Source organism: Xanthomonas sp. WHRI 7065, from assembly GCF_040203115.2.
GTDB lineage: Bacteria > Pseudomonadota > Gammaproteobacteria > Xanthomonadales > Xanthomonadaceae > Xanthomonas > Xanthomonas arboricola.
The window spans coordinates 532,541-558,235 of sequence record NZ_CP168194.1; the positions used below are offsets into that span (position 1 = coordinate 532,541).

A 25,695-nucleotide genomic window follows, 5' to 3' on the forward strand; every position below is an offset into this window, starting at 1 on the left:
GGCATGAGCAAGACATCCAGCTATCCGGTTTCGGGTCGCGGCCCGGCCGACCATGACGTGCGCGATCAGATCGTGATCGCGGCCACCGAGCATTTCAGCCGCTACGGCTACGAGAAGACCGCCGTCTCGGACCTGGCCAAGGCGATCGGGTTCTCCAAGGCCTATATCTACAAGTTCTTCGAATCCAAGCAGGCCATCGGCGAGATGATCTGCAGCAACTGCCTGCGCGAAATCGAGACCGAGGTGCGTGCCGCAGTCGACGAGGCGGAGCAGCCGCCGGAGAAATTACGCAGGCTTTTCAAGGTGATGATCGAGGCGAGCCTTCGGCTGTTCTTCCAGGATCGCAAGCTGTACGAGATCGCCACCTCGGCGGCCACCGAGCGCTGGCAATCGGTCCGCGCCTATGAAGTGCGCATCCAGACACTGCTGCAGGATGTGCTGCAGCAAGGCCGGCAAAGTGGCGATTTCGAGCGCAAGACGCCATTGGACGAGGCCACGCAGGCGATTTACATGGTGCTGCGCCCTTACATGAACCCGCTGCTGCTGCAGCACAGCCTGGAGCAGGCCGACGAGGTGCCGGTGCTGTTGTCGAGCCTGGTACTCCGCAGTCTATCGCCCTAAATTCGTTTGTGACTATTGACTGATTTAGTCACAAGTCTCAGGATGCGAGCCTTCATCAGCTCGCTCCTGGATTTGCCATGCTTCGGCGCCTCGTTACCTCTGCCGCTTTCTGTGTGCTGCCGCTGGCATTGATCGCCTGCGGCAAGGCGCCCCCCTCCGACCCGCGTACCGCGGCTCCGCTGGTGCGGGTGGCCATCGTCGAAGACGCCGGTGCAGCGGCGCGCAGCTTCTCCGGCACGGTCGCGGCCCGGGTGCAGAGCGATCTGGGGTTCCGGGTCGCCGGCAAGGTGCAAGAGCGCTTGGTCGATGCCGGCCAGCGCGTGAAGCGTGGCCAGCCGCTGCTGCGGATCGACCCGGTCGACCTCAAGCTCGCCGCGCGGGCGCAGCAGGACGCGGTGGCGGCCGCGCAGGCACGCGCCCAGCAGGCGGGTGAGGATGAAGCGCGCTACCGCGATCTGCGCGGCACCGGCGCGATTTCCGCCTCGGCCTACGACCAGATCAAGGCCGCCGCCGACGCCGCCAGGGCGCAGCTGAGCGCCGCCCAGGCGCAGGCCGAAGTGGCCCGCAACGCCAACCGCTATTCCGACCTGCTGGCCGACGCCGATGGCGTGGTGATGGAGACGCTGGTCGAACCGGGCCAGGTCGTCGCAGCCGGGCAGCCGGTTGTGCGGCTGGCGCATGCCGGCCGCCGCGAGGCGGTGATCCAGTTGCCGGAAACCTTGCGCCCGCAGGTCGGCTCGGTGGCGCAGGCCACCTTGTTCGGCAATGCCGCTGTCACCGTGCCGGCGACCTTGCGCCAGCTGTCCGAAAGCGCCGACCGGCTGACCCGCACCTTCGAGGCACGTTACGTGCTCGATGGCGCACTGGGCGATGCGCCGCTGGGCACCACCGTCAGCCTGCGCATCGCCGATGGCACGGCCGCCGGCACGCAGGCCGGGCTGCAGGTGCCGCTGGCCGCGTTGTTCGATGCCGGCAAGGGGCCGGGCGTGTGGGTGATTGCCGGCAATCCGGCCAAGGTGCGCTGGCGGCCGGTGACGGTGCTGGGCCTGGACGACGACCACGCCACGGTTGCCGGCAAGCTGGCGCGCGGTGAGCGCATCGTGGCGCTGGGCGCGCACCTGTTGCGCGACGGCGAGCAGGTGCGGGTGGTCAACACGATTGCGCCTGCCGCCGGCGCCACGACCGGCGCCAAGGCCGCGGCCGCGGCAGGAGCGCAGCCGTGAGCGAAGGCCGGTTCAATCTTTCCGCGCTGGCGGTGCGCGAGCGCTCGATCACGCTGTTTCTGATCGTCCTGATTTCGCTGGCCGGCCTGGTCGCCTTCCTCAAGCTTGGCCGTGCCGAAGACCCGGCCTTCACCGTCAAGGTCATGACCATCGTGACCGCCTGGCCCGGCGCCACGCCGCAGGAAATGCAGGACCAGGTCGCCGAGAAACTCGAAAAGCGCCTGCAGGAACTGCGCTGGTACGACCGCAGCGAAACCTATACGCGTCCCGGCCTGGCGTTCACGACCTTGACCTTGCTGGACAGCACGCCACCCAGCCAGGTGCAGGAGCAGTTCTATCAGGCGCGCAAGAAGGTGGGCGACGAAGTCGGCAACCTGCCGGCCGGTGTGATCGGGCCGATGGTCAACGACGAATATGCCGACGTCACCTTCGCGCTGTTCGCGCTCAAGGCCAAGGGCGAGCCGCAACGTTTGCTTGCGCGCGATGCGGAAAGCCTGCGCCAGCGCATGTTGCACGTGCCGGGCGTCAAGAAGGTCAACATCATCGGCGAACAGCCCGAGCGCATCTTTGTCGAGTTTTCGCACGAGCGCCTGGCCACGCTGGGCGTCGGTCCGCAGGAGGTGTTTGCCGCGCTCAATGCGCAGAACGCCTTGAATGCGGCAGGTTCGGTGGAGACGCGCGGGCCGCAGGTGTTCATTCGCCTGGACGGCGCGCTCGACAGCCTGCAGAAGATCCGCGACACCCCGCTGGTGGTACAGGGCCGCACCCTGAAACTGTCGGATATCGCCACGGTCAAACGTGGCTACGAAGATCCGTCCACCTTCATGATCCGCAGTGGCGGCGAGCCGGCGTTGCTGCTGGGCATCATCATGCGCGATGGCTGGAACGGGCTGGATCTGGGCAAATCGCTGGACAGCGAAGTGAGCGCAATCAATGCCGAGCTGCCGCTGGGCATGACCTTGAGCAAGGTAACCGACCAGGCGGTCAACATCGACGCGTCGGTCGGCGAGTTCATGACCAAGTTCTTCGTCGCGCTGCTGGTGGTGATGCTGGTGTGCTTCGTCAGCATGGGCTGGCGCGTGGGTATCGTGGTGGCGGCCGCGGTGCCGCTGACGCTGGCGGCGGTGTTCGTGGTGATGCTGGCCACCGGCAAGAACTTCGACCGCATCACGCTGGGGTCGTTGATCCTGGCGCTGGGATTGCTGGTGGACGACGCCATCATCGCGATCGAGATGATGGTGGTGAAGATGGAGGAAGGCTACAGCCGCGTCGCCGCATCGGCCTATGCGTGGAGCCATACCGCCGCGCCGATGCTGTCCGGCACGCTGGTGACCGCGGTCGGCTTCATGCCGAACGGCTTTGCCGCCTCCACCGCCGGCGAATACACCAGCAATATGTTCTGGATCGTGGGGATCGCGCTGATTGTGTCGTGGGTGGTGGCAGTGGTGTTCACGCCCTACCTGGGCGTCAAGATGCTGCCGGATCTGAAGAAGATCGAAGGCGGCCACGCCGCGATGTACGACACGCCGCGCTACAACCGCTTCCGCAATGCGCTGGCACGCGTCATCGCGGGCAAGTGGTTGGTGGCCGGCTCGGTGGTGGGCCTTTTCGTGCTTGCGATCCTGGGCATGGGCATCGTCAAGAAGCAGTTCTTCCCGATCTCCGATCGCCCTGAAGTGCTGGTCGAAGTGCAACTGCCGTATGGCAGCTCGATCACCCAGACCAGCGCGGCCACGGCCAAGCTGGAAGCCTGGCTGGCCAAACAGGACGAAGCGAAGATTGTCACCGCGTATATCGGCCAGGGCGCGCCGCGCTTCTTCCTGGCGATGGGCCCGGAGTTGCCGGATCCGTCGTTCGCCAAGATCGTGGTGCGCACTGACAACCAGCACGAGCGCGACGCACTGAAGCTGCGCATGCGCAAGGCCGTTGCCGAAGGCCTGGCCCCCGAAGCGCGCGTGCGCGTGACCCAACTCACCTTCGGCCCGTACTCGCAGTTTCCGGTGGCCTACCGGGTCAGCGGTGCCGACCCGCAGGTGGTGCGTGGCATCGCCGCGCAGGTCAGGCAGGTCATGCAGGACAGCCCGATGCTGCGCACCGTCAACACCGACTGGGGCACGCGCACGCCCACGCTGCATTTCACCCTGGACCAGGACCGCCTGCAGGCGGTAGGGCTGACCTCGGCCGCGGTGGCGCAGCAACTGCAATTCCTGCTCAGCGGCGTGCCGGTCACGCTGGTGCGCGAGGATATCCGCAGCGTGCAGGTGATGGCGCGTTCGGCCGGCGACACGCGCTTCGATCCGGCACGCATTGCCGACTTCACCCTGGCCGGTGCCAATGGCCAGCGCGTGCCGTTGTCGCAGGTGGGCAAGGTGGATGTGCGGATGGAAGAGCCGATCATGCGCCGTCGCGATCGGGTGCCGACGATCACCGTGGGCGGCGATGTCGACGAGCAGCTGCAGCCGCCGGATGTCTCGGCGGCGATCACCAGGCAGCTGCAGCCGATCATCGACACATTGCCCAGCGGTTACCAGATCAAGGAGGCCGGTTCGATCGAGGAATCCGGCAAGGCAACCACCGCGATGCTGCCGCTGTTCCCGATCATGCTGGCGGCCACCTTGCTGATCATCATCCTGCAGGTGCGTTCGATCTCGGCGATGGTGATGGTGTTTCTGACCAGCCCACTCGGCCTGATCGGCGTGGTGCCGACCCTGATCCTGTTCCAGCAACCCTTCGGCATCAATGCGCTGGTGGGCCTGATCGCGTTGTCGGGCATTTTGATGCGCAACACGCTGATCCTGATCGGGCAGATCCATCACAACGAGGCCGAAGGGCTGGACCCGTTCCATGCGCTGGTGGAAGCCACCGTGCAGCGTGCGCGCCCGGTGATCCTGACCGCGCTGGCGGCGATCCTGGCGTTCATCCCGCTCACGCATTCGGTGTTCTGGGGCACGCTGGCCTACACGCTGATCGGCGGCACCCTGGCCGGCACGATCCTGACGCTGGTGTTCCTGCCGGCGATGTATTCGATCTGGTTCAAGATCCGGCCCGATTCCGGCAGTACCCGGGCAGAGACGCAGCACGCCTGATGCCGCTGGGCCAGGGCGGCCAAGTCGCGGTTGTCGAACGCGTCGGCGCGCGGTCGCTCACCAGCGTGGGCCGCCGCCGCGGCCTGCGAGGAACTGACAGCCGGCCGGCAGGCCGGCGTGCGGGAACCGTGGCGCCGTATAGGGCACAGACGACAGCGCGCCCGTGCCCTGCGGTTTGCCCAGTGAGGCGGTAACTCAGACCTGGTCGGTCGGAAGCACGAAGACTTCGGCGATGTTGACGTTGGACGGTGCCTGCGCTGCGAACAGGATGGTGTCGGCAATATCCATCGGATCCAGCATGCGAACCGTGCCGGCATAACCGGCCATCATGGCCTGATATTCCGCGCTGGTGGTCTGTGCCGGAAGCTCGGTTGCGACGATGCCCGGTTGAATGCTGGTGACGCGGATGTTGTGCTTCTTGCCGACTTCCATCCGCAGGCCTTCGGTGAACGCGGTCACTGCAAACTTGCTTGCCGAGTACACCGCAAATCCCTGGCCAAACACCTTGCGCCCGGCGATCGAGGAAGTATTGAAGACGTGGCCGGAATGTTGCTTGATCATCTGCGGCAGCACCGCTGCGGCCACGTTGAGCACGCCTTTGACGTTGACATCGATCATCTGTTCCCATTCGTCGGTATGGAAGTCATCGATGCCGGACAGCGGCATGATGCCGGCGTTGTTGACCAGCACATCGATTGCGCCATAAGCGGCGATCAGTGCTGCGACGCCGGCAGCGACCGAGTGCTTGTTGGCGACATCCATTTCCAGCACCACGGCCTGGCCGCCCGCCTGTTCAATGTCTGACTTCAATGCCTGCAGCCGGTCGATGCGACGTGCGGCAATGCCCACCTTCATTCCTGCCGCTGCGAGTTTCTTTGCCGTTGCGCTACCGATGCCGCTGGAGGCGCCGGTGATCAGGGCCACTTTGCCGTGGAGCTCATTCGTTGACATGGACATTCTCTCGTTGGTTGTCGATGCGGGACTGGACGCGGGCAGTGCCCGTCCAAGCGGTTTTCAGCACCAGCGAGATGATATCCATCATATACTTAGTTTCAATTACGCACCTTGAGGTAACTAGATATGGCAGAGGAAACCGCCACCCCGTGCAGCCTCACGCGGGTTGCCGATATCCGGACGGTGCTGGAGCCGATCGCCAACAAGTGGTCGATCATGATCATGACCGTGCTGTGCAACGGGCCCACGCGGTTCAACAACATCAAGCGGCAGCTGGACGGCGTGACCCACAAGTCGCTGACCGAAGCGCTGCGGCGGCTCGAGCGCATCGGCCTGATCAGCAGGGAAGTGATCTCCTCCTCGCCGGTGGCGGTGCAATATCGACGCACCGCGCTGGGCGAGACGCTGGAAGCGCCACTGCTCGCGCTGCTGCACTGGTGCCAGGATCACGCCGATGAGGTGATTGCGGCCGAACGGCAGGGGGACGAGAGCAGTCACGCTGCCGCATCGGCAACCGCCTTGAAGGGATGAGCACTGCGGCACGCCCGCGCGTGTCCGGTGCGCCAACGTGTCGATGATGGAACGCCACGCTGCGATCTTGCTGCCGGGCAGCCAGCGCGGCAGCAGCCAGGTAGCAGCCCGAGGTTGCGATACGCCGTCGTCGTGCATGACGCGGTGGCCTGCCCGCCTGTGCCGGCCTGCATCGATGCTCCGCCCGTCGCGCCGTAGCGGCGGCGTGCATCCATGCTGGCGGCGCGCGCGCGTGGCCTTCTCCACGCCGATGCAGGCAAACGCTTGCGCCCATGCCGCCGGCCACCGGATCCCCGGCGATTCACCCAGAACGGCCGTGTGGCCTCACAATAGGCGGCCAGCTCCCAACCGATGTCGCCATGCGCAAGACCTACCAGCTCAACCTCGAAGGCAAGAACCGCGACCGTCTGCTGGAATCCAGCAAGCACGATATCCGCAAGTACATCCGCCGCGAGCGTCGCAAGGACTTGCCGGAAGGGGCGGATTATTGGGACTTCGACATGCGCTTCGGGGTGGACGAGGCCAGTGCTGCGCCGCTGCCGCCGGCCGAGCTGATCCGCTCGATCAATGCGCTCACCAGCGAAGGTGGCGAGCAGTTCTTCGTGGAAATCCTGCGCAAGCCCGGCAAACGGACTGCGCGTGCCGATGGCGACAGCGCCCCGGGCGGCGAGCTGGATTTCGAGCAGGACTGAGTCTTCGCATGGCGTCCGCCTCGGCGTGACGCCAGCGCGTCAGATGTCACGCAGCGCCTTCAGTCGGGCTTGCCTGCCTGTGTCGCCGCTGCCGCGCGTTGCTTGTCCTTCTTGCTCGGCCGCCTGCCCTTGATGCCGCCGTTGTCGTCCGCAGCGCGCGTGCCGTTGTTCGGCATCTGTGTTGCAGGCGCCGCTGTCGCCGGGCTCGGCTCGAACCCGGCGACCACGCTGGTCGGTACGCGCAGGCCCTGGCGTTTTTCGATCAAACGCCATTGCGGCTGGCTCTCTACCGTGATGAAGCTGATCGCAAGACCGCTGGCGCCGGCGCGTGCGGTGCGGCCGATGCGGTGGGTGTAATCCACCGTCGAGCGCGGCAGGTCGTAATTGATCACGGCCGGCAGCGCATCGATATCGATGCCGCGTCCGGCCAGGTCGGTGGCTACCAGCACCTGCAGCTCGCGCTGTTTGAAGGCATGCAACGCACGCTCGCGGCGACCCTGGCTCAGTTCGCCGTGCAGCGGCTGCGCACTGATGCCGGTCTTGCCGAGTTTTTCGACGACTTTTTCGGCGGTGTGCCGGCTGGCGACGAACACCAGCACATGCGACCAACCATGCTCCTGCAGCAGGTGGCGCAGCAGTTGCGTGCGCTGGCCGGCATCGACGGCGATCGCGCGTTGTTCGATCGCAGGCGCAGCCTCCGGGATGGCGGCAACGGTGATGCGTAGCGGGTCGCGCAGGCGACGCTTGGCCAGCGAGGCGATGCCGGGTGGAAACGTGGCCGAAAACAGCACGCTCTGGCGCTGCGTCGGCAGCAAGGCCAGAATGCGATCAAGCTCGGCACCGAAGCCCAGCTCGAGCAGACGGTCGGCTTCGTCCAGCACGAGTGTGGCGACCTCGCTCAGGCGCAGCGCGTTGTGGTCGACCAGATCCAGCAGCCGCCCGGGCGTGGCGACCACGATATCGGCACCCCCGCGCAGGGCGAGCAGCTGCGGATTGATCGAACTGCCGCCGGTGGCCGCCACGATCTTGAGCCGCCGCGGCAGATGCGCGGCCAGTTGGCGCAGGGTGTCTTCGACCTGCGCAGCGAGTTCGCGCGTGGGCACCAGCACCAGCGCACCGAGTACGCGCGGTGCGGTGTCGGGCGCCAGGCAACGTTGCTGCAGCAGCGGCAGCGCATAGGCCAGCGTCTTGCCCGAGCCGGTCTGCGCCATCGCGATCAGATCGCGCCCCTGCAGCATCGGTGCAATGGCCTGCTGCTGGATCGGCGTGGGCGTGTGGTGACCGGCGCGAGTCAGCGCTGCGGTAAAGGCAGGCAGCAGCTGTGGCGATAGGTCGAGCTGGTCGAACGACATCGTGAAATCTCCGGGCACATGCGTCATTGTGGGCGATTGAAGCAATGACTGCGACGCAGCGGTGAGGTAACGACACCGATGGTTTTTCGCGGTGCCGTCAGTACCGCCATTTGCGCACCGTCTGTCTTCCCAGTCTTTCTTCCAGCAGCGCCTGCGCTGCCGCATCATCGTCGTGAATCTCGCCCAGGCAGAGCAGCATCAGCGCATCCAGATAGACGGCGACCGAATCGAACAGGCGCGTCAGCATCGCGCCATCGTCGTGGTCGAAGTAATACACCGCACCGTTGTCGCGATGGAAGCACCACAGATTGCCATTGCCCAGGTAGTCGCCGAACACGATCAGCGACGGGATCAAAGCTTGTTCTTCGGCGCTCGCCTCGATCTCGTCGATGCTCGGATAGGCCTGCTGCAGGGGTTCGATGCTGGGTGCGGTGTCGCCCTGCGTGCACAGCGTTTCGGCCAGTTCCAGGCAGCCGACTTCGCCGTGATAGCGGGCAAGCAGCGGCGGCAGCGCGCAGCCAAGGCGCGCCTGACACGCGAGTACGGCCTGCAGGCTGGCGGGTTGCGCAGCGTCATCGCCGAGAAGTGCGGCATACGCGTTGCAGACCTGTCGGTACCACTGCAGGCGTGCATCGTCATCGACAAGGTCCGGCCATGCCAGCGGCGGGCAGTCCGCTGGACGCCAGTCAGCGTCGGTCGCGGGTGTGTTCATGGGGCCTCCATGATGGCATTGCCGATCGGCGATGCCCGCGCGGGAAGTCCATCTCCCTGAGTGACAAATGTCCGCATCGCAACGCCTGGTGTCCGGCGCTCAAGTTTAGCGTGGAGTGCGTTGACTGACTCTGCCATGGCGCGGAAGGCGTCGTGGAGCACTGACACGCGTCCGGCCAATGCTGTCGTAGCACTGCCGCCCAGCACGGCGCGGCAGGCGATGGCGCAAGGCCGGTGTGGCGGCGTCAGTTCACACGGCCAGCGCCAGATCGTCCAGCAGTGCGCGCAGGAAGCGCGCGGCTTCGCCGCCGGTGGCGGCGCGGTGGTCAAAGGTCAGCGACAGCGGCATCACCTTGTGGGTTTCCACCCCGCCCATCACCGGGGTGAGCTGGTAGCGCGCGCGGCCGGCGGCGACGATGGCCACGCATGGCGGCACTACCACCGGGGTGGCATAGCGGCCGGCGAACATGCCGAAATTAGACAGCGAGATGGTGTAGCCGCTGAGTTCGGAGGCGGCGATGCTGCGGTTTTCCACCTGCTGGCGCAGCCGGTTGACGCCCTCGCGAATGCCGTGCGCGTCCAGCATGTCGGCATTGCGTAGTGCGGGCACGAACAGGCCTTCTTCGGTATCCACCGCAATGCCGATATCCACCTGGGTGTGCAGGGTGCGGCTGAGTGCCTCGCCGTCGAACCAGGCATTGAGCGCCGGCACCGCCTGGCAGGCCCGCACGATGCCGCGTACCAGCCGCACGGTGACATCGTTGCCGGGCTGCCAGGCGTGGATGTCGGCATCGTCGTTGAGCGTGGTCGGCACCACCTTGCTGTGCGCATCGGCCATGACCCGCGCCATGTTGCGGCGCACGCCCTTGAGCTGCTCCGGCTGGCCTTTGGCGATCACGCTGGGTGATTGCGTGCGCATGGGTTTGCCGCTGGCAGACAGCGCTGCACGTTGTTGCGCATCGCTCGCTGCAGTGTTTGCGGCCTGCGTGTTCGCAGCGGCATGTTGCGCGGCTGCATTCGCGTTGTTGCCATTGATCGGCGTCACCGAGGCACTCGCACGCGGCGCAGACAGCGGCGCGCTGCCGGCCGCGGCGGCCTGCTTCACATCCGCCATCGTCACCGTGCCATCCGGGCCGCTCGCGCGGATCTGGGCCAGGTCCACGCGCAGCTTGCGCGCCAGCGCGCGCACGGCCGGCATTGCGCGTACGCCGCCCACGGCGATTGCCTGTTCGCTCTGCACCGCGTTGGAGCTCTGCATCGCACCGACCACGGTACCGGCGTCGTCACGCTCGCTCCCGCCACTGGAATCGGCATCGGCAATCTCGCCGCCGTTGTCGGAGGCGACCACGCGCGCGGTCGGGCCGGCCGCGCTGTCGCCGGTGCTGGGCGTGTGCGTGGGTGCGGGGCCGTGCGAGTGGCCGGTGTCCTGACCATCGGCGCGCTGCGGCTGCGAGGCGTCCAGCGCGAACTGCGCCAGCATCGCACCGGTGACGATGATGTCGCCGGCGGCACCGGCAAGCTTGGTCACGGTGCCGGAAAACGGCGAGGGCACCTCGACCACCGCCTTGGCGGTCTCCATCGAGACCAGCGGGTCGTCCAGGCGCACGCTGTCGCCCTCCTTGACGAACCATTCGACGATGGTGGCGTCGGGCAGGCCTTCGCCCAGGTCGGGCAGGTGGAAATTCTTGGCTTCGCTCATGGCAGGTTCTCTTGCGCCGCAGGCAGCGGCGGCGTGGTGTCGTCGAGGAGTTCGAGGTCGGCGGCCGGCAGCCAGCCCTGCATGCCATCGGCACGCTCGGACCACCACCAACCGCCATGTTCGTAATGCAGCAGCACGTCCTCGCCCTGGTGGGCATCGAGTTCGCGTGCGTCGTAGTCGCGCAGGGCTTCGGCCTGGCCGTCGCCCAGCGGGCGCAGCCAGGCCACCGGGGCCCAGCCGGCATGGCCGTCGCCGGTGTTGACCCAGGCGAAGGCCGGCCATTCCTCATCGCGCACGCCGATGGTCACCTGCTGGCCAGCACGGAAGCGGATCGGGTTGGCGTACGCGGCGCGGTAATCGCAGAGCAGACGGGCGCGCATGTCAGCCGGCGGCCACCGCGCGACGGGCGGCGGTGACGATGCGCTCCACGCTCGGCAGGTACTTCATTTCCAGCCGGAACAGCGGGATATGCGTGTCGTAGCCAGTGACGCGTTCGACCGGTGCGAGCAGGTCGTACATCGATTTTTCCGCCAGCTGTGCGGCGATCTCCGCACCGAAGCCGGCGGTGCGCGGGGCTTCCTGCACGATCACGCAGCGGCCGGTCTTGGCCACCGATTCGGCGATGGTGTCGAAGTCCAGCGGGCGCAGCGTGGCCACGTCGATGACCTCGGCGCTGATGCCTTCGCCGGCGAGCTTGTCGGCCGCTTCCAGCGCTTCCTTGACCTGCGCACCCCAGGTGACCAGGGTGACGTCGGTGCCGTCGCGCAGCACGAAGCACACGTCCAGCGGCAGCGCTTCGCCGTCGTTGGCGACCACTTCCTTGTACTGGCGGTAGATGCGCTTGGGCTCCATGTAGATCACTGGATCCGGGTCGCGGATCGCGGCCAGCAACAGGCCATAGGCGCGCTGCGGCGAGGACGGCAACACCACGCGCAGGCCGGGCACGTTGGTGAAGATGGCCTCGTTGGCTTCGCTGTGATGTTCCGGCGCGCGGATGCCGCCGCCCCACGGCACGCGCAGCACCATCGGGCAATGCAGGCGGCCGCGGGTGCGGTTGCGCAGGCGTGCGGCATGGCAGATCAGGTGATCGACCATGGGATACACGAAGCCGTCGAACTGCGCTTCGGCCACCGGTTTCATGCCCTGCGCGGCCAGGCCGACGCTCAGGCCGGCGATGGTGGTTTCATCCAGCGGCGTGTCCAGCACCCGCTCGCTGCCGAAGCGCTGCTGCAGGCCGGCGGTGGCGCGGAACACGCCGCCGTTGACGCCGACATCCTCGCCCAGCACCAGCACCGCGGGGTCGTGTTCCAGCTCCCAGGCCAGCGCCTGGGTGATGGCTTCGATCAGGGTGATGGGCGAACTCATGGCGATCTCTCCGCGCGTGGCTGCGGCGTTGTAAGGGGCGCTGGCCTGCTGCTGTGTCGCAGCCAGGTGTGACTGGTTGAGCTCATCCATGACGGGCCTCCTGCGCCATCACCTCGGCGCGCTGGGCCAGCAACTCGGCCGGCGGGTCGCCGTAGAGGTAATCGAACATCGCTTCCACCGGCTGTACCGGCGTGTTGAGGTAGGCGTTGACCTCTTCATCCACGCGCGCGCCGCATTCGGCCTTCCAGGCGGTTTCCTGCGCCTCGTCCCACAGACCCTGCGCGGTGAGATAACGGCGCAGGCGCAGCAGCGGCTCGCGCGCCCAGCCCTGCTTGACCTCTTCTTCGCCGCGGTAGCGCCGCGCATCGTCGGCGGTGGTGTGATCGGACAGACGGTAGGTCAGGAACTCGATCACCGTGCCGCCGTCGCCGGCCAGGGCACGCGCACGCGCCTGGCGCATCGCCTCGAGCACTGCGATCAGGTCGTTGCCGTCAACCTGCAGGCACTGCAGGCCGCCGGCCAGGCCCTTCTGCGCCAGCGTCTGCGCGCCGGTCTGCGCCGAGCGCGGCACCGAGATCGCCCAGCCGTTGTTGATCACGCACAGGATCAGCGGCAGCTTGTAGGCACCGGCCGAATTGAGCGCGGCGTAGAAGTCGGTCTTGGAGCTGCCGCCATCGCCGCAGCAGGCCACAGCGACCTGCGGCTTGCCCTGCAGCTTGAACGACAGCGCCGAACCGGCCGCGTGCAGGCACTGGGTGGAGATCGGCACGCAGATCGGGAAGTCGATCGCCGCATCGGCATCGCGCGGATAGTCGCTGCCGCGTTCGTCGCCGCCCCAGTACAGCAGCACGTCGCGCGGGCGCACGCCGCGTTCGAACATGGTGCCGTACTCGCGATAGCTGGGCGCGAACACATCGCCGCTGCGCATCGATGCGCCGATGCCCACGTGGGTGGCTTCGTGGCCGAGGCAGGCCGCATAGGTGCCCAACTTGCCGGTGCGCTGCAGCGCGACCGACTTGCTGTCGAAGGTACGCACGAACAGCATGCGCTTGAACAGCGCGAGCAACTGTTGCGGGTTGGCGGCGTCGGCCGGCAGGTCGTCGCGGACGATCTGGCCGTCCGCATCCATGTATTGCAGGTATTCGATCTCGAACTGCGCGGCTACGCTCATTGCGGCGACACCTTCACCAAGAAGTTTCAAATGATATGAGTTGCGATGTTAAGGACCACGCAGCAAAAAGCTGTCCTGCACCGCAGCACACAATGATGCTGGCTTGCACAAAAAAAAGGGCGCGGACCAAGCCGCGCCCTTTGTCGCAGTACAGAACTGCGACGTGTTGCACTGCGATCAGCGGCGGCTGGTGCCTCCACCGATCGGGGTGACGATCAGCGCCGTGTTGTCGGCCGGGTTGGCATCGGGCGAGGTCGAGCTGGCGCTGGCCTGCACCCGCACCGCGCGTTCGGCCGGGATCGGCTTTGCCGCGACGGTCAGCTGGAACACGGCCTGCGCGCCCGGCTGCACTGCGGCGGCGGTGCTGCAGACAAACACTGCGTTGCGCAACGACTGCAGTTGCTTGGCACAACGCCAGCCGCTGGGCGGCACCAGCAGCGACAGCGCCGACACCGTGTTGCCTTCGATCCGCACGCTGGCACCGGTGGCCGCTGCGTTGCCGCGGTTGTCCAGCAACACCCGGTAGGTGGCGTTGAAGGCGGTGGTCGGAAGCGTGGCAGGGCCTTCCAGGCGCACTGCCAGATCGCTGCGCAGCGCTGGCTGCACACTCACTGCGGCGGTGTCGGTGTTGTTGTCCGGCTGCGGGTCGGGCGTTTGCGAGGCGACCGAGGCGGCCAGGGTCAGCGTGCGTCCTGCCAGTTCCGCGCCAGCGTCGACCTGCACGGCAAAGCGCTGTGCGTTACCGGATGCCAGCGAGGCGATGGTGCAGGTGACCACCGTCTGGGTCGCGGTTTCCGGCGCTTGGCAACTCCAGCCCGGTGCCGCGGTGACCCGCGGGCTGACCGCGGCATCGAAGGCCAGTGCCACCGCGGCAAACGCCGCGCTGTCGGGCCCACGGTTGTCCACATCCACACTGAAGTCGATGCGCTCGCCTTCGGTGACCTGTGCGCGTGCCGCAGTGACCGTTGCGCCCAGGTCGGCACGCAACGCGGGCGCCATGCGCAACAGCACCACGGTGGGGTCGTGGTCGGACAAGCGCGTGGGCGTATTGGCATCGTTGCGCGCAGTGCCGGGGAAGTCGGCATTGATACGTGCGTGGCCCACCGACAGCGAGGCGATGCCGGGTGCGCGCATCAGCGCCTCGTTGGCCAGGATGTGATCCAGCGACTGCACGTTGCCGTCGAACGCGTACGAGTAGCTCTGATCGGGCGTGTTGAACCAGGTCAGATCGGTGTAGTCCGGGTTGACCAGGTCCGCGCCATCGCCATTCACCACGGTCTGCGCATCCGGCGCCGGCCTGCCGGTGACGGTGCCCATCGCATCCACATAGCCGTCGTTGAACTCGAAGGCGTTGAAGTCGCCCATCACCAGCACCTGCTCGGCCGGGTCGAGCTGCTGGCGCGTCTGCAGCAGGCGCGCCAGGTACTCGGCCTGGGCCTGGCGTTTGGCGCGGATGCGGGTGCCGGCCGTATCGTCGGTCTCGGCGCCGTTGAGCGAGCGCTGATGCACCACGATGGCGGTCAGCGGCAGCACGCGGCCATCGGCCTGATGCACCCTGGCGGTAAGCACCAGCGGCGGGCGATCGTTGAGCAGGCTTACGCCACCGCCCGGTTCGGTCCAGGTGGTGGTCTTGCCTTCCTGGGCGATGGACACCACTTCCACGCGCGGCACGCTGGCCGACACCGTACCGGTCTTGACCAGGAAGCCGACGTCGATACCGCCGACGTCATTGCCTTCCTGCAGGTAGGCCACGTACTGCGGATTGGGCTGGCCGGAGGCGATGGCATCGGCGTTGATGCGCGCAGCCAGGGTCTGCAGCACGCTGATGTTTTCCACCTCCACCGTGCCCAGGATGTCGGGCGTGTGCAGGTAGTTGCGGATCGCCAGCGAGGCCTTGTTGAGGCGGGCCTGGAACGCGGCCGGAGTGAGCACCGGTTCGCCGATCGCCGGGTCGTTCTGGTCGTCGAAGAAGCGCTCCATGTTGTAGGTCGCCACGGCCACGTCGTCGGCCTGCGGTACCGGTGCCGGGCGTGGTTGGTCGGCACCGTTGCAGTTCACCTGCGGAGTGCGTTCCGGATACAGCGTGTAGCGGCGGAAGCTGTAATCCAGCGGGCCGGTGACATCCAGCACGACGCAGCCGGAGGCCAGATCCAGCCGTTCGGCGCCCACGCCGGCACTGCCGACGGCGATCACTTCCGGGTTGGTGTTCCAACGCGGCACGCCGGCAGGCGAGCCGGCCGGCAGCGGGTCGGGCAACTGCACGCCGGGCTCGCGAAAGGCGCGCGGCAGGCCGGTGACCACCGCATGGAACACGCCATTGCTGGTGGCGCTGGCGTTGGTCTCGTTGACGCTGCCTCCGGTGGGCGCATTGACGGTGAGGCTGGCGGCGGTGACGCGCATGCCTTCCAGCGCTTCGAGCTGATCAAAGGCGCCGTTCGGGTTGGGGAAGTTCGCGCTCAACGCCACCGGCATCGGCAACGGGTTGCCGGTGGAATCCAGCAGCACGGTCAGGCTGCCGCCGATCTCGGTCAGCGGCGGCTGGGTCGGGTCGGCGGTGGGCACGTACTCGAGCACCGTGCCCTGCACGCGCACCCGGTTGCCGATGGCGGCGGTGTCCGGCGGTGCGCTGCCGGTGTAGACGTAGACGCCTTCGGAGGTGGCCGGATCGCCATCGGTTTCGGCATCCGGTGCCTGCAGGAAGAAGCCGGCGCTGCGACGGGCAGTGACGATGCCCGAGGTGGCGACCACCTGGCCTTCCAGCGGCGAGCGTGCGCCCTTGCCCTGGATGGCGTGGATCGGCAGCAGGCTGAAGTCGTCGTTGAGGATGGTGCCGGTGGCGCTCAGCGTGGCCGGCAACGCGCCGGTGAGGCCGCTGATCTGCAGCGCGAAGGTTTCGTCGGGTTCGGGCGTGGTGTCGCCCAGCACCTCCACGGTGATGCTGGCGCTGCGCTCGCCGGCGGCGATGCGGACGCTGGAGGCGGGCAGGGCGACATAGTCGCTGCCGGCCGTGGCCGTGCCATCGGCGGTGGCGGCGGTGAAGCTCACCCCGCCTGCGCCGGCCGGCTGGCTCAGGCTCAGCGTGAACACGAAACTGCGGCTGCCGCTGTTGCCTTCGGCCTGGCTGACGTCGGCCAGCGTGGCGATCGGCTGGCCGCCGCCGCTGCACAGCCGTGCGGGGCTGGCGGCGTTGCGCGGGGCCGGCGCGCCGGTGGCGAAATCGGCCGCGTTGTTGTCGGTGTCGGTGCAGCCATCGCCGCCGCGCAGCACTGCCAGCGTATTGCTGGGCGCCGGCGTGGGCGCATTGCCTTCGGCGCAGCTGGCGGTGCTGCCATAGCCGACCAGATCGGCATTGCCGGTGGGGCAGGCGCCGCTCAACGCGGAGGCGCTGTTGCTCAGCGCCACCTTGCCGGCGCCGCCGCCCATGGCGATGGTGCCGGTGGCATCGGGCGTAGGCAGTGCGACGCTGCCGCCGCTGCCATCGGCCTGCTTGACCAGGTAGTAGCCGCCGGCCGGAATGCTGCCTGCCAACGGCGTGACCTGCCAGCTGCTGCCTGCGGCCGAGGCATATTGCACCGACCAGCCGTCCAGGCTGACCGTGGTGCTGCCGATGTTGTGCAGCTCGACGAAGTCGCTGCGGAAGGTGGCACCGCTGTTGCCGCCACCGCCGTAGACCTGGCTGATGACGACCTGGGCATTGGCGTGGCCGGCAACCGCCAGCGCACAGAGAAGTAAGGCTGCACGACGCTGCAACACATGCATGAGATGAGAGTCCCCTGATCCATGAGACGTGAAGCGCTCCCCTGGTCCGGCCACGTCCCTGGCCGGCAGCGCCGTTCGATTCTGCATGAATTTGCAGACCTTGGTTGACGATACGGTGACACCGGCGCAGCGGCTGCGACCGCGCGGTCGAAAGCGACAGGATTTTCAGGTGTGAAGTACCGGTCGCGTACGCCACGGCATTGCCAGGCTGCCAAGTAAGCAGGCCACCCCGGCAAACCGGACGCTTCTACGGCAGCGCGCTGCCGCGACATGCATCAAGGCCGCGCGCTGCAACTCCTGCCTCCCGAATCCCGAATCCCGATTCCCGATTCCCCCAATCCCCAATCCCCGCCACTGAGCTACCCTGACCGGCCCGATCCACCTGCACTGCCATGCCCGTCGACAAGAACCTGCGTGACCTGGAACCCGGCATCCACACCGATCTGGAGGGGCGGCTGACCTACGGCGGCTATCTGCGGCTGGACCAGTTGCTGTCGGCGCAGCAGCCCCTGTCCGAGCCGGCGCACCATGACGAGATGTTGTTCATCATCCAGCACCAGACCTCCGAGCTGTGGCTGAAGCTGCTGGCGCACGAGCTGCGCGCGGCGATGGTGCACCTGCAGAACGACCAGGTCTGGCAGTGCCGCAAGGTGCTGGCGCGCAGCAAGCAGGTACTGCGCCAGCTCACCGAACAGTGGTCCGTGCTGGAGACGCTCACCCCAAGCGAATACATGGGATTCCGCGATGTGCTGGGCCCCTCGTCCGGCTTCCAGTCGCTGCAATACCGCTATATCGAGTTCCTGCTCGGCAACAAGAACCCGCAGATGCTGCAGGTGTTCGCGTACGACCCACAGGGGCAGGCGCGGCTGCGCGAGGTGCTGGAAGCGCCCAGCCTGTACGAGGAGTTCCTGCGCTACCTGGCGCGCTTCGGGCATGCGATTCCGCCGCAATACCAGGCCCGCGACTGGACCTGCGCGCATGTGGCCGACGACAGCCTGCGCCCGGTGTTCGAGCGCATCTACGAAAACACCGACCGCTACTGGCGCGAGTATTCGCTGTGCGAGGACCTGGTGGATGTGGAAACCCAGTTCCAGCTCTGGCGCTTCCGCCATATGCGCACGGTGATGCGGGTGATCGGCTTCAAGCGCGGCACCGGTGGGTCCAGCGGCGTGGGCTTTCTGCAGCAGGCGCTGGCGCTGACGTTCTTCCCGGAGCTGTTCGACGTGCGCACCTCGGTGGGCGTGGAAGGTCGTGAGCCGGTGGGTGGTGGCCGCGGCGACCCTGAAAAGGGCTGAGCGGGTCGCTACGGGCGTCATCCCTGCAGAGCGGCCGCCATCAGGCTGGCGAGTCCTGCGAATTTGACGCGTACATGACGTCTAAGTGATCCTCGCGCGTCTCCCGGGGTACGCTCCGGGCACCCAGCCATTACTGAATACGCAAGGGACATTCCATGAGCGTTGACGCTACCGCGCCGACTTCCGCCGCCACTCCGCCGCCGCCGGCACCGCCCGAGTTCCCCACGTTGCTCGGTCATCCCCGGCCGCTGTGGATGCTGTTCATGACCGAATTCTGGGAACGCTTCGCGTTCTACGGCATTCGTTGGGCGCTGGTGCTGTACATCGTGGCGCAGTTCTTCAACGGCGATGCCACCGGCCAGGCGCCGGCCGGACGCACCTATGGCGCCTATCTGGCGCTGGTGTATGCGGCAGCGATCTTCGGCGGCTACGTGGCCGACCGCGTGCTCGGCTACCAACGCTCGATCCTGGTCGGTGCGGCCGTGATGGCCACCGGCCTGTTCCTGATCGCCATTCCCGACCACACCATGTTCGAGATCGGCCTGGCCACCGTGGTGGTGGGCAACGGACTGTTCAAACCAAACATTTCCACCATGGTCGGCAAGCTGTATTCGGTGGCCGATCCGCGCCGCGACAGCGGCTTCACCATCTTCTACATGGGCATCAACCTCGGCGCGATGATCTCGCCGGTGCTGACCCAGCTGCTGGCCGAAAAGGTGTTCGGCACCCAGGCCATGCCGTCCTACAAGATGGTGTTCATGGCCTCCGGCGCGGGCATGCTGATCAGCCTGGTGTGGTTCTGGATCGGCCGCGCGCAGCTCAAGGGCATCGGTGCACCGGCGCCGAACGCGCAAGGCATCGGCCGCGTGCTGATGGTACTGGTCGGCTGCGTGCTGGCGATCCCGGTGGTGTACTTCCTGCTCGCTGTCGGTGCGGACGTGCTGCAGATCGTGCTGACGGTGCTGTTCGTCGGCCTGTCGGTGATGCTGCTGGTCGAAGGCATCCGCGAAGGCAAGGTGCAGCGCGACAAGGTGATCGCAATGCTGATCATCTTCGCCTTCAACGTGCTGTTCTGGATGTTCTTCGAACAGGCCGGCAGCTCGTTCACCTTCCTGGCCGACAACATCGTCGACCGCGGTTTCGGCGACTGGACCTTCCCCACGGCCTGGTTCCAGTCGGTGAACTCGATTGCCATCATCACGCTGGCGCCGATCATCGCCTGGATCTGGGTCAAGGCCGGCCGCTTCAACCCGTCGATTCCGCGCAAGTTCGGCCTGGGCCTGCTGTTCAACGGCCTGGCGTTCCTGCTGCTGATGTTTGCACTGTCGAGCCTGGTCAACGATGCTGGCAAGGTACCGTTCTGGACCTTGTTCATGGTGTACGTGATCCAGTCGGTGGGCGAGCTGTGTCTGTCGCCGATCGGCCTGTCGATGGTGACCAAGCTGGCACCGGTGCGCCTGGTTGGTTTCGGAATGGGCGGCTGGTTTTTGTCCACCGGCATCGGCAACAACCTGTCGGGCATTTTCGCCGGGCATGTCAGCGGAAGCGAAGGGATGAGCGTGTCCTCGGCCCTGAGCGGGTATACCTTCGGATTTTGGGCGCTCTTGGGCGCTGGCGCGGTGTTGTTCCTGATCGCGCCGTTGATCAACAAACTGATGCATGGTGTGAAGTGAGGAGAACAGCAATGCCGATCAAACCCACTGTCTGTGGCCTGCTGCTGGCAGGTCTGTTGAGCGCCTGCGGGCAGCCCACCGAGCAACAGGAGGCGCCACGGCCGCTGGATACCTCGATGCAGAAGCCGCCCAGCGCCGATCCCAGCCAGCCGGTGTCCTCGGGCAATACGCCCACCGCGGCGGACATCGCCGCGGCGGCGGCGCTCAATGCGCAGTACGACCCCTCGCGCGATCCGGCCGCCGATCTGGAGACCGCCAAGGTGGAGGCCAAGCGCGGCGGCAAGCGCATCGTGCTCAATGTCGGCAATGCGGCCTGCGAGCCATGCAAGGCGCTGGACGAACTGATGGGCGGCGATGCAGAGCTGCGCAGCTTCCGCGATGCGCACTTCGTGGTGGTCAAGGTCAATCGCGATGCGGCCAACGAGAATGCCGCGTTCCTGTCGCAGTTCGCCCAGCTCAACGACTATCCGTCGCTGCTGGTGCTGGACAACGACGGCAAGCTGCTGACCACCCAGACCGGCCCGGATCTGCGCAAGGGCGAGGGCTTCGACCGCCGGAAGCTGTTCGACTTCCTCAAGCAGTGGGCGCCGCCGCAGGCCTGATCCGTCGTTGCCGTGGCATGCAAAAACCCCCGCACTGCGGGGGTTTTTTTTATCAGTCCTTGCCGGCCATGCGCGGCAGCCCGTCCTTGGCCAGCCGGTCGATCAGCTTTTCCAGGATCTGCTGCTCCTCGGCACTGAACACCGACATCAGCCGCTGTTCCATCTCGTTGACCAGCGGGGCGACGGTCTCGTAGACCTGGCGGCCGGCCGGCGACAGTGCCAGCATCGAGCGGCGGCGGTCGTCGCCGTGGGTTTCGCGGCGGATGAAGCCGCGCTCCAGCAGGCGCGCCACGGCGCGGCTGACTGCAACTTTATCCATCGCGGTGCGGTCGGAGACCTCGCTGGCCGAGGAACCCGGATACAGCGCCAGGATGGTGATCACCCGCCACTCGGGAATGGCCATGCCGTAACGATCGCCGTAGACCTTGGCGATATTGCTGCTGATGCGGTTGGACAGCACGCTCAGGCGATACGGCAGGAACTGCTCGAGGTTGAGCAGCACAGGATGCGGCGGCGGGGCGGGGGCGTCGAGATCGCTCATGTTGCACTGTGTCTTGATTTTGGTTTCATTTGCAACTACAAACGGTGGGTGGCCTGCGCATTCTCGCGGGTCTTCTGCCACCCCGCATAGCCCTGCGGACGGCCTAGCGTGGAGAAACGACGATGAGCGCACAACCGAGCAGTACCGCAACCCGCCCGAACCTGGGCATGCAGGTCACCACCTTCGACAATCCGATGGGGATCGACGGGTTCGAATTCGTCGAATTCGCCGCGCCCGCCGAGCAGGCAGCGCAGTTACACGACTACTTCCGCAAGATGGGCTTCAGCGCGGTGCTGCGTCACCGCAGCCGTGCCATTACCGTCTATCGCCAGGGCGGGGTCAACTTCCTGCTCAACGAAGAGCCCGATTCGTTCGCCGCCGATTTCGCCGCCGCGCACGGCCCGAGCGCCTGCGGCTTTGCGATCCGCTTCCGCACCCCGGCCGAGACGGTGCTGCAGACCGTGCTGGGCAACGGCGGCGAAGCGGTGCAGGACAAGGCCGACACCCGCGCCGTGCCGGCCCCGGTGGTCAAGGGCATCGGCGACTGCATGCTGTATCTGGTCGACCGCTACGGCGAGGTGGGCAGCATCTACGACGCCGACTACGAGCCGATCGAAGGCGCCGACCAGCACCCGGCCGGCTTCGGGTTGACCTTCATCGACCACCTGACCCACAACCTGTACTTCGGCAACATGCAGCGTTGGTCGGACTATTACGAGCGCCTGTTCAACTTCCGCGAGATCCGCTATTTCGACATCAAGGGCGCCAAGACCGGCCTGGTGTCCAAGGCGATGACCGCCCCGGACGGCATCGTGCGCATTCCGCTCAACGAATCCTCCGACCCCAAGAGCCAGATCAACGAGTATCTGGACGCCTACCACGGCGAAGGCATCCAGCACATCGCCTGCTTCACCGACGACATCTACAGCTCGGTGGAAAAGATGCGCGAGGCCGGCGTGACATTCCTGGATACGCCCGACACCTATTTCGACGTGGTGGACCTGCGCATCCCCGACCACGGCGAGGATGTCGAACGCCTGCGCCGCAACAAGATCCTCATCGATGCCGACGTGGACACCAAGCAGCGCAAGCTGCTGCAGATCTTTACCCAGAACTGCATCGGCCCGATCTTCTTCGAGATCATCCAGCGCAAGGGCAACGAGGGTTTCGGCGAAGGCAATTTCCAGGCGCTGTTCGAGAGCATTGAGCGCGACCAGATGAAGCGTGGGGTGCTTTGAGGGCGGGGGATTGGGGATTCGCTGTTCGGGATTCGGGATTTGTGGTTGGTGCGGTTAACTGTGTCGGTGCGGGTTTGAGTGGTGCAAAGTGTTGTGGTGCCCAGCTTGGCTGCCCGTAACGTCGGATGTAGTTCCGGTACGGATCCAACGAAGCGAGCGGCAAGTGGTCGCAATCAAGCACGCTCAGGCAAGGTGTTTTTCCGACAACACAAAGCAACGAAGGCGCACGTCGTTAAAGCCCCTCTTCCCGCGGGAGAGGGGCTTAATCCGCCAGGCTTAGCTCTTCTACGGTAGGAAAGCGGCCTGATTCAATTCAATCCCAACCTTCTGCATCCGGGAAGGGAGGGCCAAGATCCGGACGCATGCCATGCATAACAACCAGCACTACATGACCGGTTTCGGCAACGCGTTTGCGACCGAGGCGGTGGCCGGTACCTTGCCGATGGGGCAGAACTCGCCGCAGCGTGTGGCGCACGGGTTGTATGCCGAACAGTTGTCCGGCACCGCGTTCACCGCGCCACGCAGCGAGAACCGGCGCAGCTGGCTGTACCGCATCCGCCCGGCGGCCGTGCATGGCAGTTTCTCCCTGGTCGAACAGTCGCAGCTCCACAACGATTTCGGGCGCGGCCCGGTGCCGCCGGATCAACTGCGCTGGAGCCCATTGCCGCTGCCGTCCACGCCAACCGATTTCGTCGACGGTCTGTACACCATGGCCGGCAACGGCGGGCCGGAGGCGATGTCCGGTGTCGCCGTGCATCTGTATGCGGCCAACGCATCGATGCACGATCGCTTCTTTTACGATGCCGATGGCGAGCTGTTGCTGGTGCCGCAACTGGGCCGCCTGCGCATCCACAGCGAGCTCGGTGTGCTGGAGCTGGAGCCGCAGCAGATCGGGGTGATACCGCGCGGTGTGCGTTTCCGCGTCGAGCTGCCCGATGGCGAGGCGCGCGGCTATGTCTGCGAAAACTTCGGCGCAGTGCTGCGGCTGCCCGACCTGGGGCCGATCGGCTCCAACGGGCTGGCCAATGCGCGCGACTTCGAAACGCCGCATGCGGCCTACGAACAGCGCGAAGGTGCGTTCGAGCTGGTGGCCAAATTCCAGGGCCATCTGTGGCGTGCGGACATCGGCCACTCGCCGCTGGACGTGGTGGCCTGGCATGGCAACTACGCGCCGTATCGCTACGATCTGCGCCGCTTCAACACCATCGGCTCGATCAGCTTCGATCATCCGGATCCGAGCATCTTCACCGTGCTGACCTCGCCCAGCGACACGCATGGCACGGCGAACATGGATTTTGCGATCTTCCCGCCGCGCTGGCTGGTGGCGCAGCATACCTTCCGCCCGCCGTGGTTCCATCGCAATGTGGCCAGCGAGTTCATGGGGTTGGTGCACGGCGTCTACGATGCCAAGGCCGACGGCTTCGCGCCGGGTGGTGCCTCGCTGCACAACTGCATGAGCGGGCATGGCCCGGATGCGGCGACCTTCGACAAGGCCTCGCATGCGGACCTGACGCGCCCGGATGTGATCGCCGACACCATGGCCTTCATGTTCGAAACGCGTGCGGTGCTGCGTCCCACCCAGCAGGCCTTGCAGGCCGCGCACCGGCAGGGCGACTACCAGCAGTGCTGGTCCGGATTGCGCGCGGCGTTTCAGGCGCCCGGCTCAGAGGGTGCGCAGTAACTCAGCCAGTTGGGCGAACGTGCTGATCAGGCACTACGGCAGCCAGGGGTCGCAGGTGTCGGATCGAGGGTTCCAGTTGTCCGCTCAAGCAGCCTGCAGCGCATCCGGCAGCAGCTCGCCGATCCGGGCACGTACGCGCTCGGCGTAGCTTGCCGAGGTGATCTGCGGCAAGGCGCGCAGCGCGTCGGCAATGGCGGCGCCGATGGCGTCCTCGGCGCGTGCGGCCTGCAGTTGCCGATGCAGCGCGGCGGCCACCGGGTCACGTTGCAGCTGCAGGATATCGAGCAGGTATAGCCGCGCGTTGGTGGCCGCGCGACGGCGCTGGCGCTGCAAGTCTTCTTCGCTCGGTGGTGCCGCTGGCTGCGGCACGTGGGTGCCGGGCACGCCTGCCGGCGAGGAGGCAGACGCCGTGTCAGTGCGTGTCGCACTCCCTGCCTGCGTACCGGACTCCAGATAACCCATCGCGCAGAGCGCATGCACCAATGCGGCGCCGTCCCCGCCCAGCAGCACGGCCAGCGTTGCCAGATCGCGCTGGCCGTCGGCCAGGATCAGCGCGCGTCGCTGCAGCAAGGTGAGTGGACTGCGGTGCGATTGCAGCGCGGTGAGGGCGAGCTCGGTCTTGCGTGGGGTCATGGCGGCGGTCCTGCGAGGCGGCCAGCTTGCCCGCCGCCAATGAAGCGCCGATGACATCGGCACGAGGCAACGCCAGCGCGTTCTGCACATCGTCGGCGATGTGGGCTGTGTAGGCTGTGGCGGACCCGTAAGGAATGCATGCATGACCACCAGATTGCTCGGTTTGATGGGCGCATTGCTGTTGCTGACCGGCTGCAACCGTGCCGAGGACGCCACCACGGCCGCGGCCGATGCGGCACCAGCACCGGTGGCAGCCGCCAACGATCAGCCAGCCGGCGATGTTCCGCCAGCTACTGCGCCGGCCGGCACGTTTCCGCCGCAACTGCGCCAGCAGCCGGCTGCGCTCGCGCGCCTGGATGGGTACGGCGATCTGCGCCTGGGCATGGATGCAGCGCAGGCGCGCGCTGCCTGGGGCGGCGACCTGCGCGGCGAACCGGCGACCGACGGCGGCTGCTATCTGCTACGGCCGCAGTGGGCCGAGGATGCACGCCGCTTCGGTTTCATGTTCGAAGGCGATCGCCTTGTGCGTTATCAAACCAACGAACCCAAGGAGCTCGCCCCGGGCGGCGGCAAGGTCGGCATGACGCTGGCGCAGCTGCGCGCGCTGTATCCGGCAGGTCTGACCGAACAGCCGCACAAATACGTCCCCGGCGCGTTCACCCTGCGCATGGCCGATGCGGCCACCCGGTCCGCGTTGGTGTTCGAGACCGATGCCGACGGCAAGGTCAGCAGCTGGCGGGTCGGGCAGCCGCCGCAAGTGGATTATGTGGAAGGCTGCGGCTGAGCTGTCACGGCTGGCGCTGCGCTGCATCGGCGGCATCCGGCAGCGCAGCTTGCGCGCTCATATCCGCTTGGCAGCGTGCGTGGT

The 25,695-nt window shown here is 66.5% G+C and carries 20 protein-coding genes and 2 pseudogenes; 11 read left to right on the forward strand and 11 right to left on the reverse strand.

The features are described 5' to 3' along the window. The first annotated feature begins 3 nt into the window (after positions 1-3). From ABQY64_RS02260 to ABQY64_RS02270, 3 genes are all read left to right on the forward strand, one after another. Positions 4-621 (forward strand): TetR/AcrR family transcriptional regulator, encoded by a 618-nt coding sequence (locus ABQY64_RS02260; RefSeq protein WP_039517156.1) that lies wholly within the window; start codon positions 4-6, stop codon positions 619-621. Positions 622-698: 77 nt separating this feature from the next. After that, positions 699-1,844 (forward strand): efflux RND transporter periplasmic adaptor subunit, encoded by a 1,146-nt coding sequence (locus ABQY64_RS02265; protein WP_349779801.1) that lies wholly within the window; start codon positions 699-701, stop codon positions 1,842-1,844. Further along, entirely contained in the window at positions 1,841-4,930 is a 3,090-nt protein-coding gene (locus ABQY64_RS02270; protein WP_349779800.1) for an efflux RND transporter permease subunit, read from the forward strand. The genes ABQY64_RS02265 and ABQY64_RS02270 overlap by 4 nt, the downstream gene beginning before the upstream one ends. Positions 4,931-5,125: 195 nt before the next feature. Here the strand turns inward: ABQY64_RS02270 and ABQY64_RS02275 are convergent, their stop codons facing one another. Further along, positions 5,126-5,881 carry an SDR family oxidoreductase gene (locus tag ABQY64_RS02275; RefSeq protein ID WP_245229722.1) on the reverse strand — a complete coding sequence of 252 codons (756 nt, stop codon included), beginning with the start codon at positions 5,879-5,881 and terminating at the stop codon, positions 5,126-5,128. A 129-nt stretch (positions 5,882-6,010) separates the two neighbouring features. On the opposite strand from ABQY64_RS02275, the gene ABQY64_RS02280 reads away from it, so the two are divergent. After that, entirely contained in the window at positions 6,011-6,415 is a 405-nt protein-coding gene (locus tag ABQY64_RS02280) for a helix-turn-helix domain-containing protein (RefSeq protein WP_102254980.1), read from the forward strand. Positions 6,416-6,774: 359 nt separating this feature from the next. After that, the gene (locus ABQY64_RS02285; RefSeq protein WP_016901652.1) at positions 6,775-7,107 is read left to right on the forward strand and encodes a DUF6172 family protein; all 333 of its coding nucleotides are present in this window, start codon (positions 6,775-6,777) and stop codon (positions 7,105-7,107) included. A 59-nt stretch (positions 7,108-7,166) separates the two neighbouring features. Here the strand turns inward: ABQY64_RS02285 and ABQY64_RS02290 are convergent, their stop codons facing one another. From ABQY64_RS02290 to ABQY64_RS02320, 7 genes are all read right to left on the reverse strand, one after another. After that, positions 7,167-8,459: a DEAD/DEAH box helicase gene (locus ABQY64_RS02290; RefSeq protein WP_349779799.1), complete on the reverse strand. Its 1,293-nt coding sequence runs from the start codon at positions 8,457-8,459 to the stop codon at positions 7,167-7,169. Between the two features lie 97 nt (positions 8,460-8,556). Then, positions 8,557-9,171, reverse strand: a complete 615-nt coding sequence (locus ABQY64_RS02295; protein ID WP_349779798.1) for an SMI1/KNR4 family protein — start codon at positions 9,169-9,171, stop codon at positions 8,557-8,559. A gap of 249 nt (positions 9,172-9,420) precedes the next feature. Next, on the reverse strand, positions 9,421-10,869 hold the full coding sequence (locus tag ABQY64_RS02300; protein WP_349779797.1) for a dihydrolipoamide acetyltransferase family protein: 1,449 nt from the start codon (positions 10,867-10,869) through the stop codon (positions 9,421-9,423). Next, entirely contained in the window at positions 10,866-11,249 is a 384-nt protein-coding gene (locus tag ABQY64_RS02305) for an SH3 domain-containing protein (protein ID WP_016901649.1), read from the reverse strand. The genes ABQY64_RS02300 and ABQY64_RS02305 overlap by 4 nt, the downstream gene beginning before the upstream one ends. A 1-nt stretch (position 11,250) precedes the next feature. Next, complete coding sequence (locus tag ABQY64_RS02310; protein ID WP_039515775.1) at positions 11,251-12,324, reverse strand: alpha-ketoacid dehydrogenase subunit beta; 1,074 nt, start codon at positions 12,322-12,324, stop codon at positions 11,251-11,253. Next, positions 12,317-13,405 carry a pyruvate dehydrogenase (acetyl-transferring) E1 component subunit alpha gene (gene pdhA / locus ABQY64_RS02315; RefSeq protein ID WP_349779796.1) on the reverse strand — a complete coding sequence of 363 codons (1,089 nt, stop codon included), beginning with the start codon at positions 13,403-13,405 and terminating at the stop codon, positions 12,317-12,319. Before pdhA ends, ABQY64_RS02310 begins: the two co-directional genes overlap by 8 nt. A 177-nt stretch (positions 13,406-13,582) precedes the next feature. Next, positions 13,583-17,164 (reverse strand): lamin tail domain-containing protein, encoded by a 3,582-nt coding sequence (locus ABQY64_RS02320; RefSeq protein WP_349779795.1) that lies wholly within the window; start codon positions 17,162-17,164, stop codon positions 13,583-13,585. Between the two features lie 392 nt (positions 17,165-17,556). Here ABQY64_RS02320 and ABQY64_RS02325 point away from each other — a divergent pair, with 392 nt between their 5' ends. The 3 genes from ABQY64_RS02325 to ABQY64_RS02335 all read left to right on the forward strand — a co-directional run bounded on the left by ABQY64_RS02325 (position 17,557) and on the right by ABQY64_RS02335 (position 20,734). Continuing rightward, on the forward strand, positions 17,557-18,459 hold the full coding sequence (locus ABQY64_RS02325; protein ID WP_039531404.1) for a tryptophan 2,3-dioxygenase: 903 nt from the start codon (positions 17,557-17,559) through the stop codon (positions 18,457-18,459). A gap of 155 nt (positions 18,460-18,614) precedes the next feature. Then, complete coding sequence (locus tag ABQY64_RS02330; RefSeq protein WP_039517133.1) at positions 18,615-20,132, forward strand: peptide MFS transporter; 1,518 nt, start codon at positions 18,615-18,617, stop codon at positions 20,130-20,132. 11 nt (positions 20,133-20,143) lie between these two features. After that, positions 20,144-20,734 (forward strand): thioredoxin family protein, encoded by a 591-nt coding sequence (locus ABQY64_RS02335; protein WP_016901644.1) that lies wholly within the window; start codon positions 20,144-20,146, stop codon positions 20,732-20,734. Positions 20,735-20,786: 52 nt separating this feature from the next. Here ABQY64_RS02335 and ABQY64_RS02340 read toward each other — a convergent pair whose 3' ends face one another. Next, on the reverse strand, positions 20,787-21,275 hold the full coding sequence (locus tag ABQY64_RS02340; protein WP_349779794.1) for a MarR family winged helix-turn-helix transcriptional regulator: 489 nt from the start codon (positions 21,273-21,275) through the stop codon (positions 20,787-20,789). A 122-nt stretch (positions 21,276-21,397) separates the two neighbouring features. On the opposite strand from ABQY64_RS02340, the gene hppD reads away from it, so the two are divergent. Together hppD and hmgA are read left to right on the forward strand one after the other, a co-directional pair. After that, entirely contained in the window at positions 21,398-22,513 is a 1,116-nt protein-coding gene (hppD, locus tag ABQY64_RS02345) for a 4-hydroxyphenylpyruvate dioxygenase (RefSeq protein WP_349779793.1), read from the forward strand. Positions 22,514-22,880: 367 nt separating this feature from the next. Further along, a complete protein-coding gene (gene hmgA, locus ABQY64_RS02350) occupies positions 22,881-24,194 on the forward strand; it encodes a homogentisate 1,2-dioxygenase (RefSeq protein WP_349779792.1) in 1,314 nt (437 codons plus the stop codon). Positions 24,195-24,278: 84 nt separating this feature from the next. Here hmgA and ABQY64_RS02355 read toward each other — a convergent pair. Beyond that, a pseudogene (locus tag ABQY64_RS02355) lies at positions 24,279-24,548 on the reverse strand (hypothetical protein); the annotation flags it as partial. A gap of 74 nt (positions 24,549-24,622) precedes the next feature. After that, positions 24,623-24,827: pseudogene (locus ABQY64_RS02360) on the reverse strand (hypothetical protein); the annotation flags it as partial. A 166-nt stretch (positions 24,828-24,993) separates the two neighbouring features. Between ABQY64_RS02360 and ABQY64_RS02365 the strand changes: the two are divergent. Continuing rightward, positions 24,994-25,611, forward strand: a complete 618-nt coding sequence (locus ABQY64_RS02365) for a lectin (protein ID WP_245105473.1) — start codon at positions 24,994-24,996, stop codon at positions 25,609-25,611. Positions 25,612-25,695 lie beyond the last annotated feature (84 nt).

What these genes read in the sequence shown, in the direction of transcription:
- ABQY64_RS02260 (WP_039517156.1), top strand. Translation starts at nt 4, where the DNA reads ATGAGCAAGACATCCAGCTATCCGGTTTCGGGTCGCGGCCCGGCCGAC.
- ABQY64_RS02265 (WP_349779801.1), top strand. Translation starts at nt 699, where the DNA reads ATGCTTCGGCGCCTCGTTACCTCTGCCGCTTTCTGTGTGCTGCCGCTG.
- ABQY64_RS02275 (WP_245229722.1), bottom strand. Translation starts at nt 5,881, where the DNA reads ATGTCAACGAATGAGCTCCACGGCAAAGTGGCCCTGATCACCGGCGCC.
- ABQY64_RS02280 (WP_102254980.1), top strand. Translation starts at nt 6,011, where the DNA reads ATGGCAGAGGAAACCGCCACCCCGTGCAGCCTCACGCGGGTTGCCGAT.
- ABQY64_RS02285 (WP_016901652.1), top strand. Translation starts at nt 6,775, where the DNA reads ATGCGCAAGACCTACCAGCTCAACCTCGAAGGCAAGAACCGCGACCGT.
- ABQY64_RS02290 (WP_349779799.1), bottom strand. Translation starts at nt 8,459, where the DNA reads ATGTCGTTCGACCAGCTCGACCTATCGCCACAGCTGCTGCCTGCCTTT.
- ABQY64_RS02295 (WP_349779798.1), bottom strand. Translation starts at nt 9,171, where the DNA reads ATGAACACACCCGCGACCGACGCTGACTGGCGTCCAGCGGACTGCCCG.
- ABQY64_RS02300 (WP_349779797.1), bottom strand. Translation starts at nt 10,869, where the DNA reads ATGAGCGAAGCCAAGAATTTCCACCTGCCCGACCTGGGCGAAGGCCTG.
- ABQY64_RS02305 (WP_016901649.1), bottom strand. Translation starts at nt 11,249, where the DNA reads ATGCGCGCCCGTCTGCTCTGCGATTACCGCGCCGCGTACGCCAACCCG.
- ABQY64_RS02310 (WP_039515775.1), bottom strand. Translation starts at nt 12,324, where the DNA reads ATGGATGAGCTCAACCAGTCACACCTGGCTGCGACACAGCAGCAGGCC.
- pdhA (WP_349779796.1), bottom strand. Translation starts at nt 13,405, where the DNA reads ATGAGCGTAGCCGCGCAGTTCGAGATCGAATACCTGCAATACATGGAT.
- ABQY64_RS02320 (WP_349779795.1), bottom strand. Translation starts at nt 17,164, where the DNA reads ATGCATGTGTTGCAGCGTCGTGCAGCCTTACTTCTCTGTGCGCTGGCG.
- ABQY64_RS02325 (WP_039531404.1), top strand. Translation starts at nt 17,557, where the DNA reads ATGCCCGTCGACAAGAACCTGCGTGACCTGGAACCCGGCATCCACACC.
- ABQY64_RS02330 (WP_039517133.1), top strand. Translation starts at nt 18,615, where the DNA reads ATGAGCGTTGACGCTACCGCGCCGACTTCCGCCGCCACTCCGCCGCCG.
- ABQY64_RS02335 (WP_016901644.1), top strand. Translation starts at nt 20,144, where the DNA reads ATGCCGATCAAACCCACTGTCTGTGGCCTGCTGCTGGCAGGTCTGTTG.
- ABQY64_RS02340 (WP_349779794.1), bottom strand. Translation starts at nt 21,275, where the DNA reads ATGAGCGATCTCGACGCCCCCGCCCCGCCGCCGCATCCTGTGCTGCTC.
- hppD (WP_349779793.1), top strand. Translation starts at nt 21,398, where the DNA reads ATGAGCGCACAACCGAGCAGTACCGCAACCCGCCCGAACCTGGGCATG.
- hmgA (WP_349779792.1), top strand. Translation starts at nt 22,881, where the DNA reads ATGCATAACAACCAGCACTACATGACCGGTTTCGGCAACGCGTTTGCG.
- ABQY64_RS02365 (WP_245105473.1), top strand. Translation starts at nt 24,994, where the DNA reads ATGGGCGCATTGCTGTTGCTGACCGGCTGCAACCGTGCCGAGGACGCC.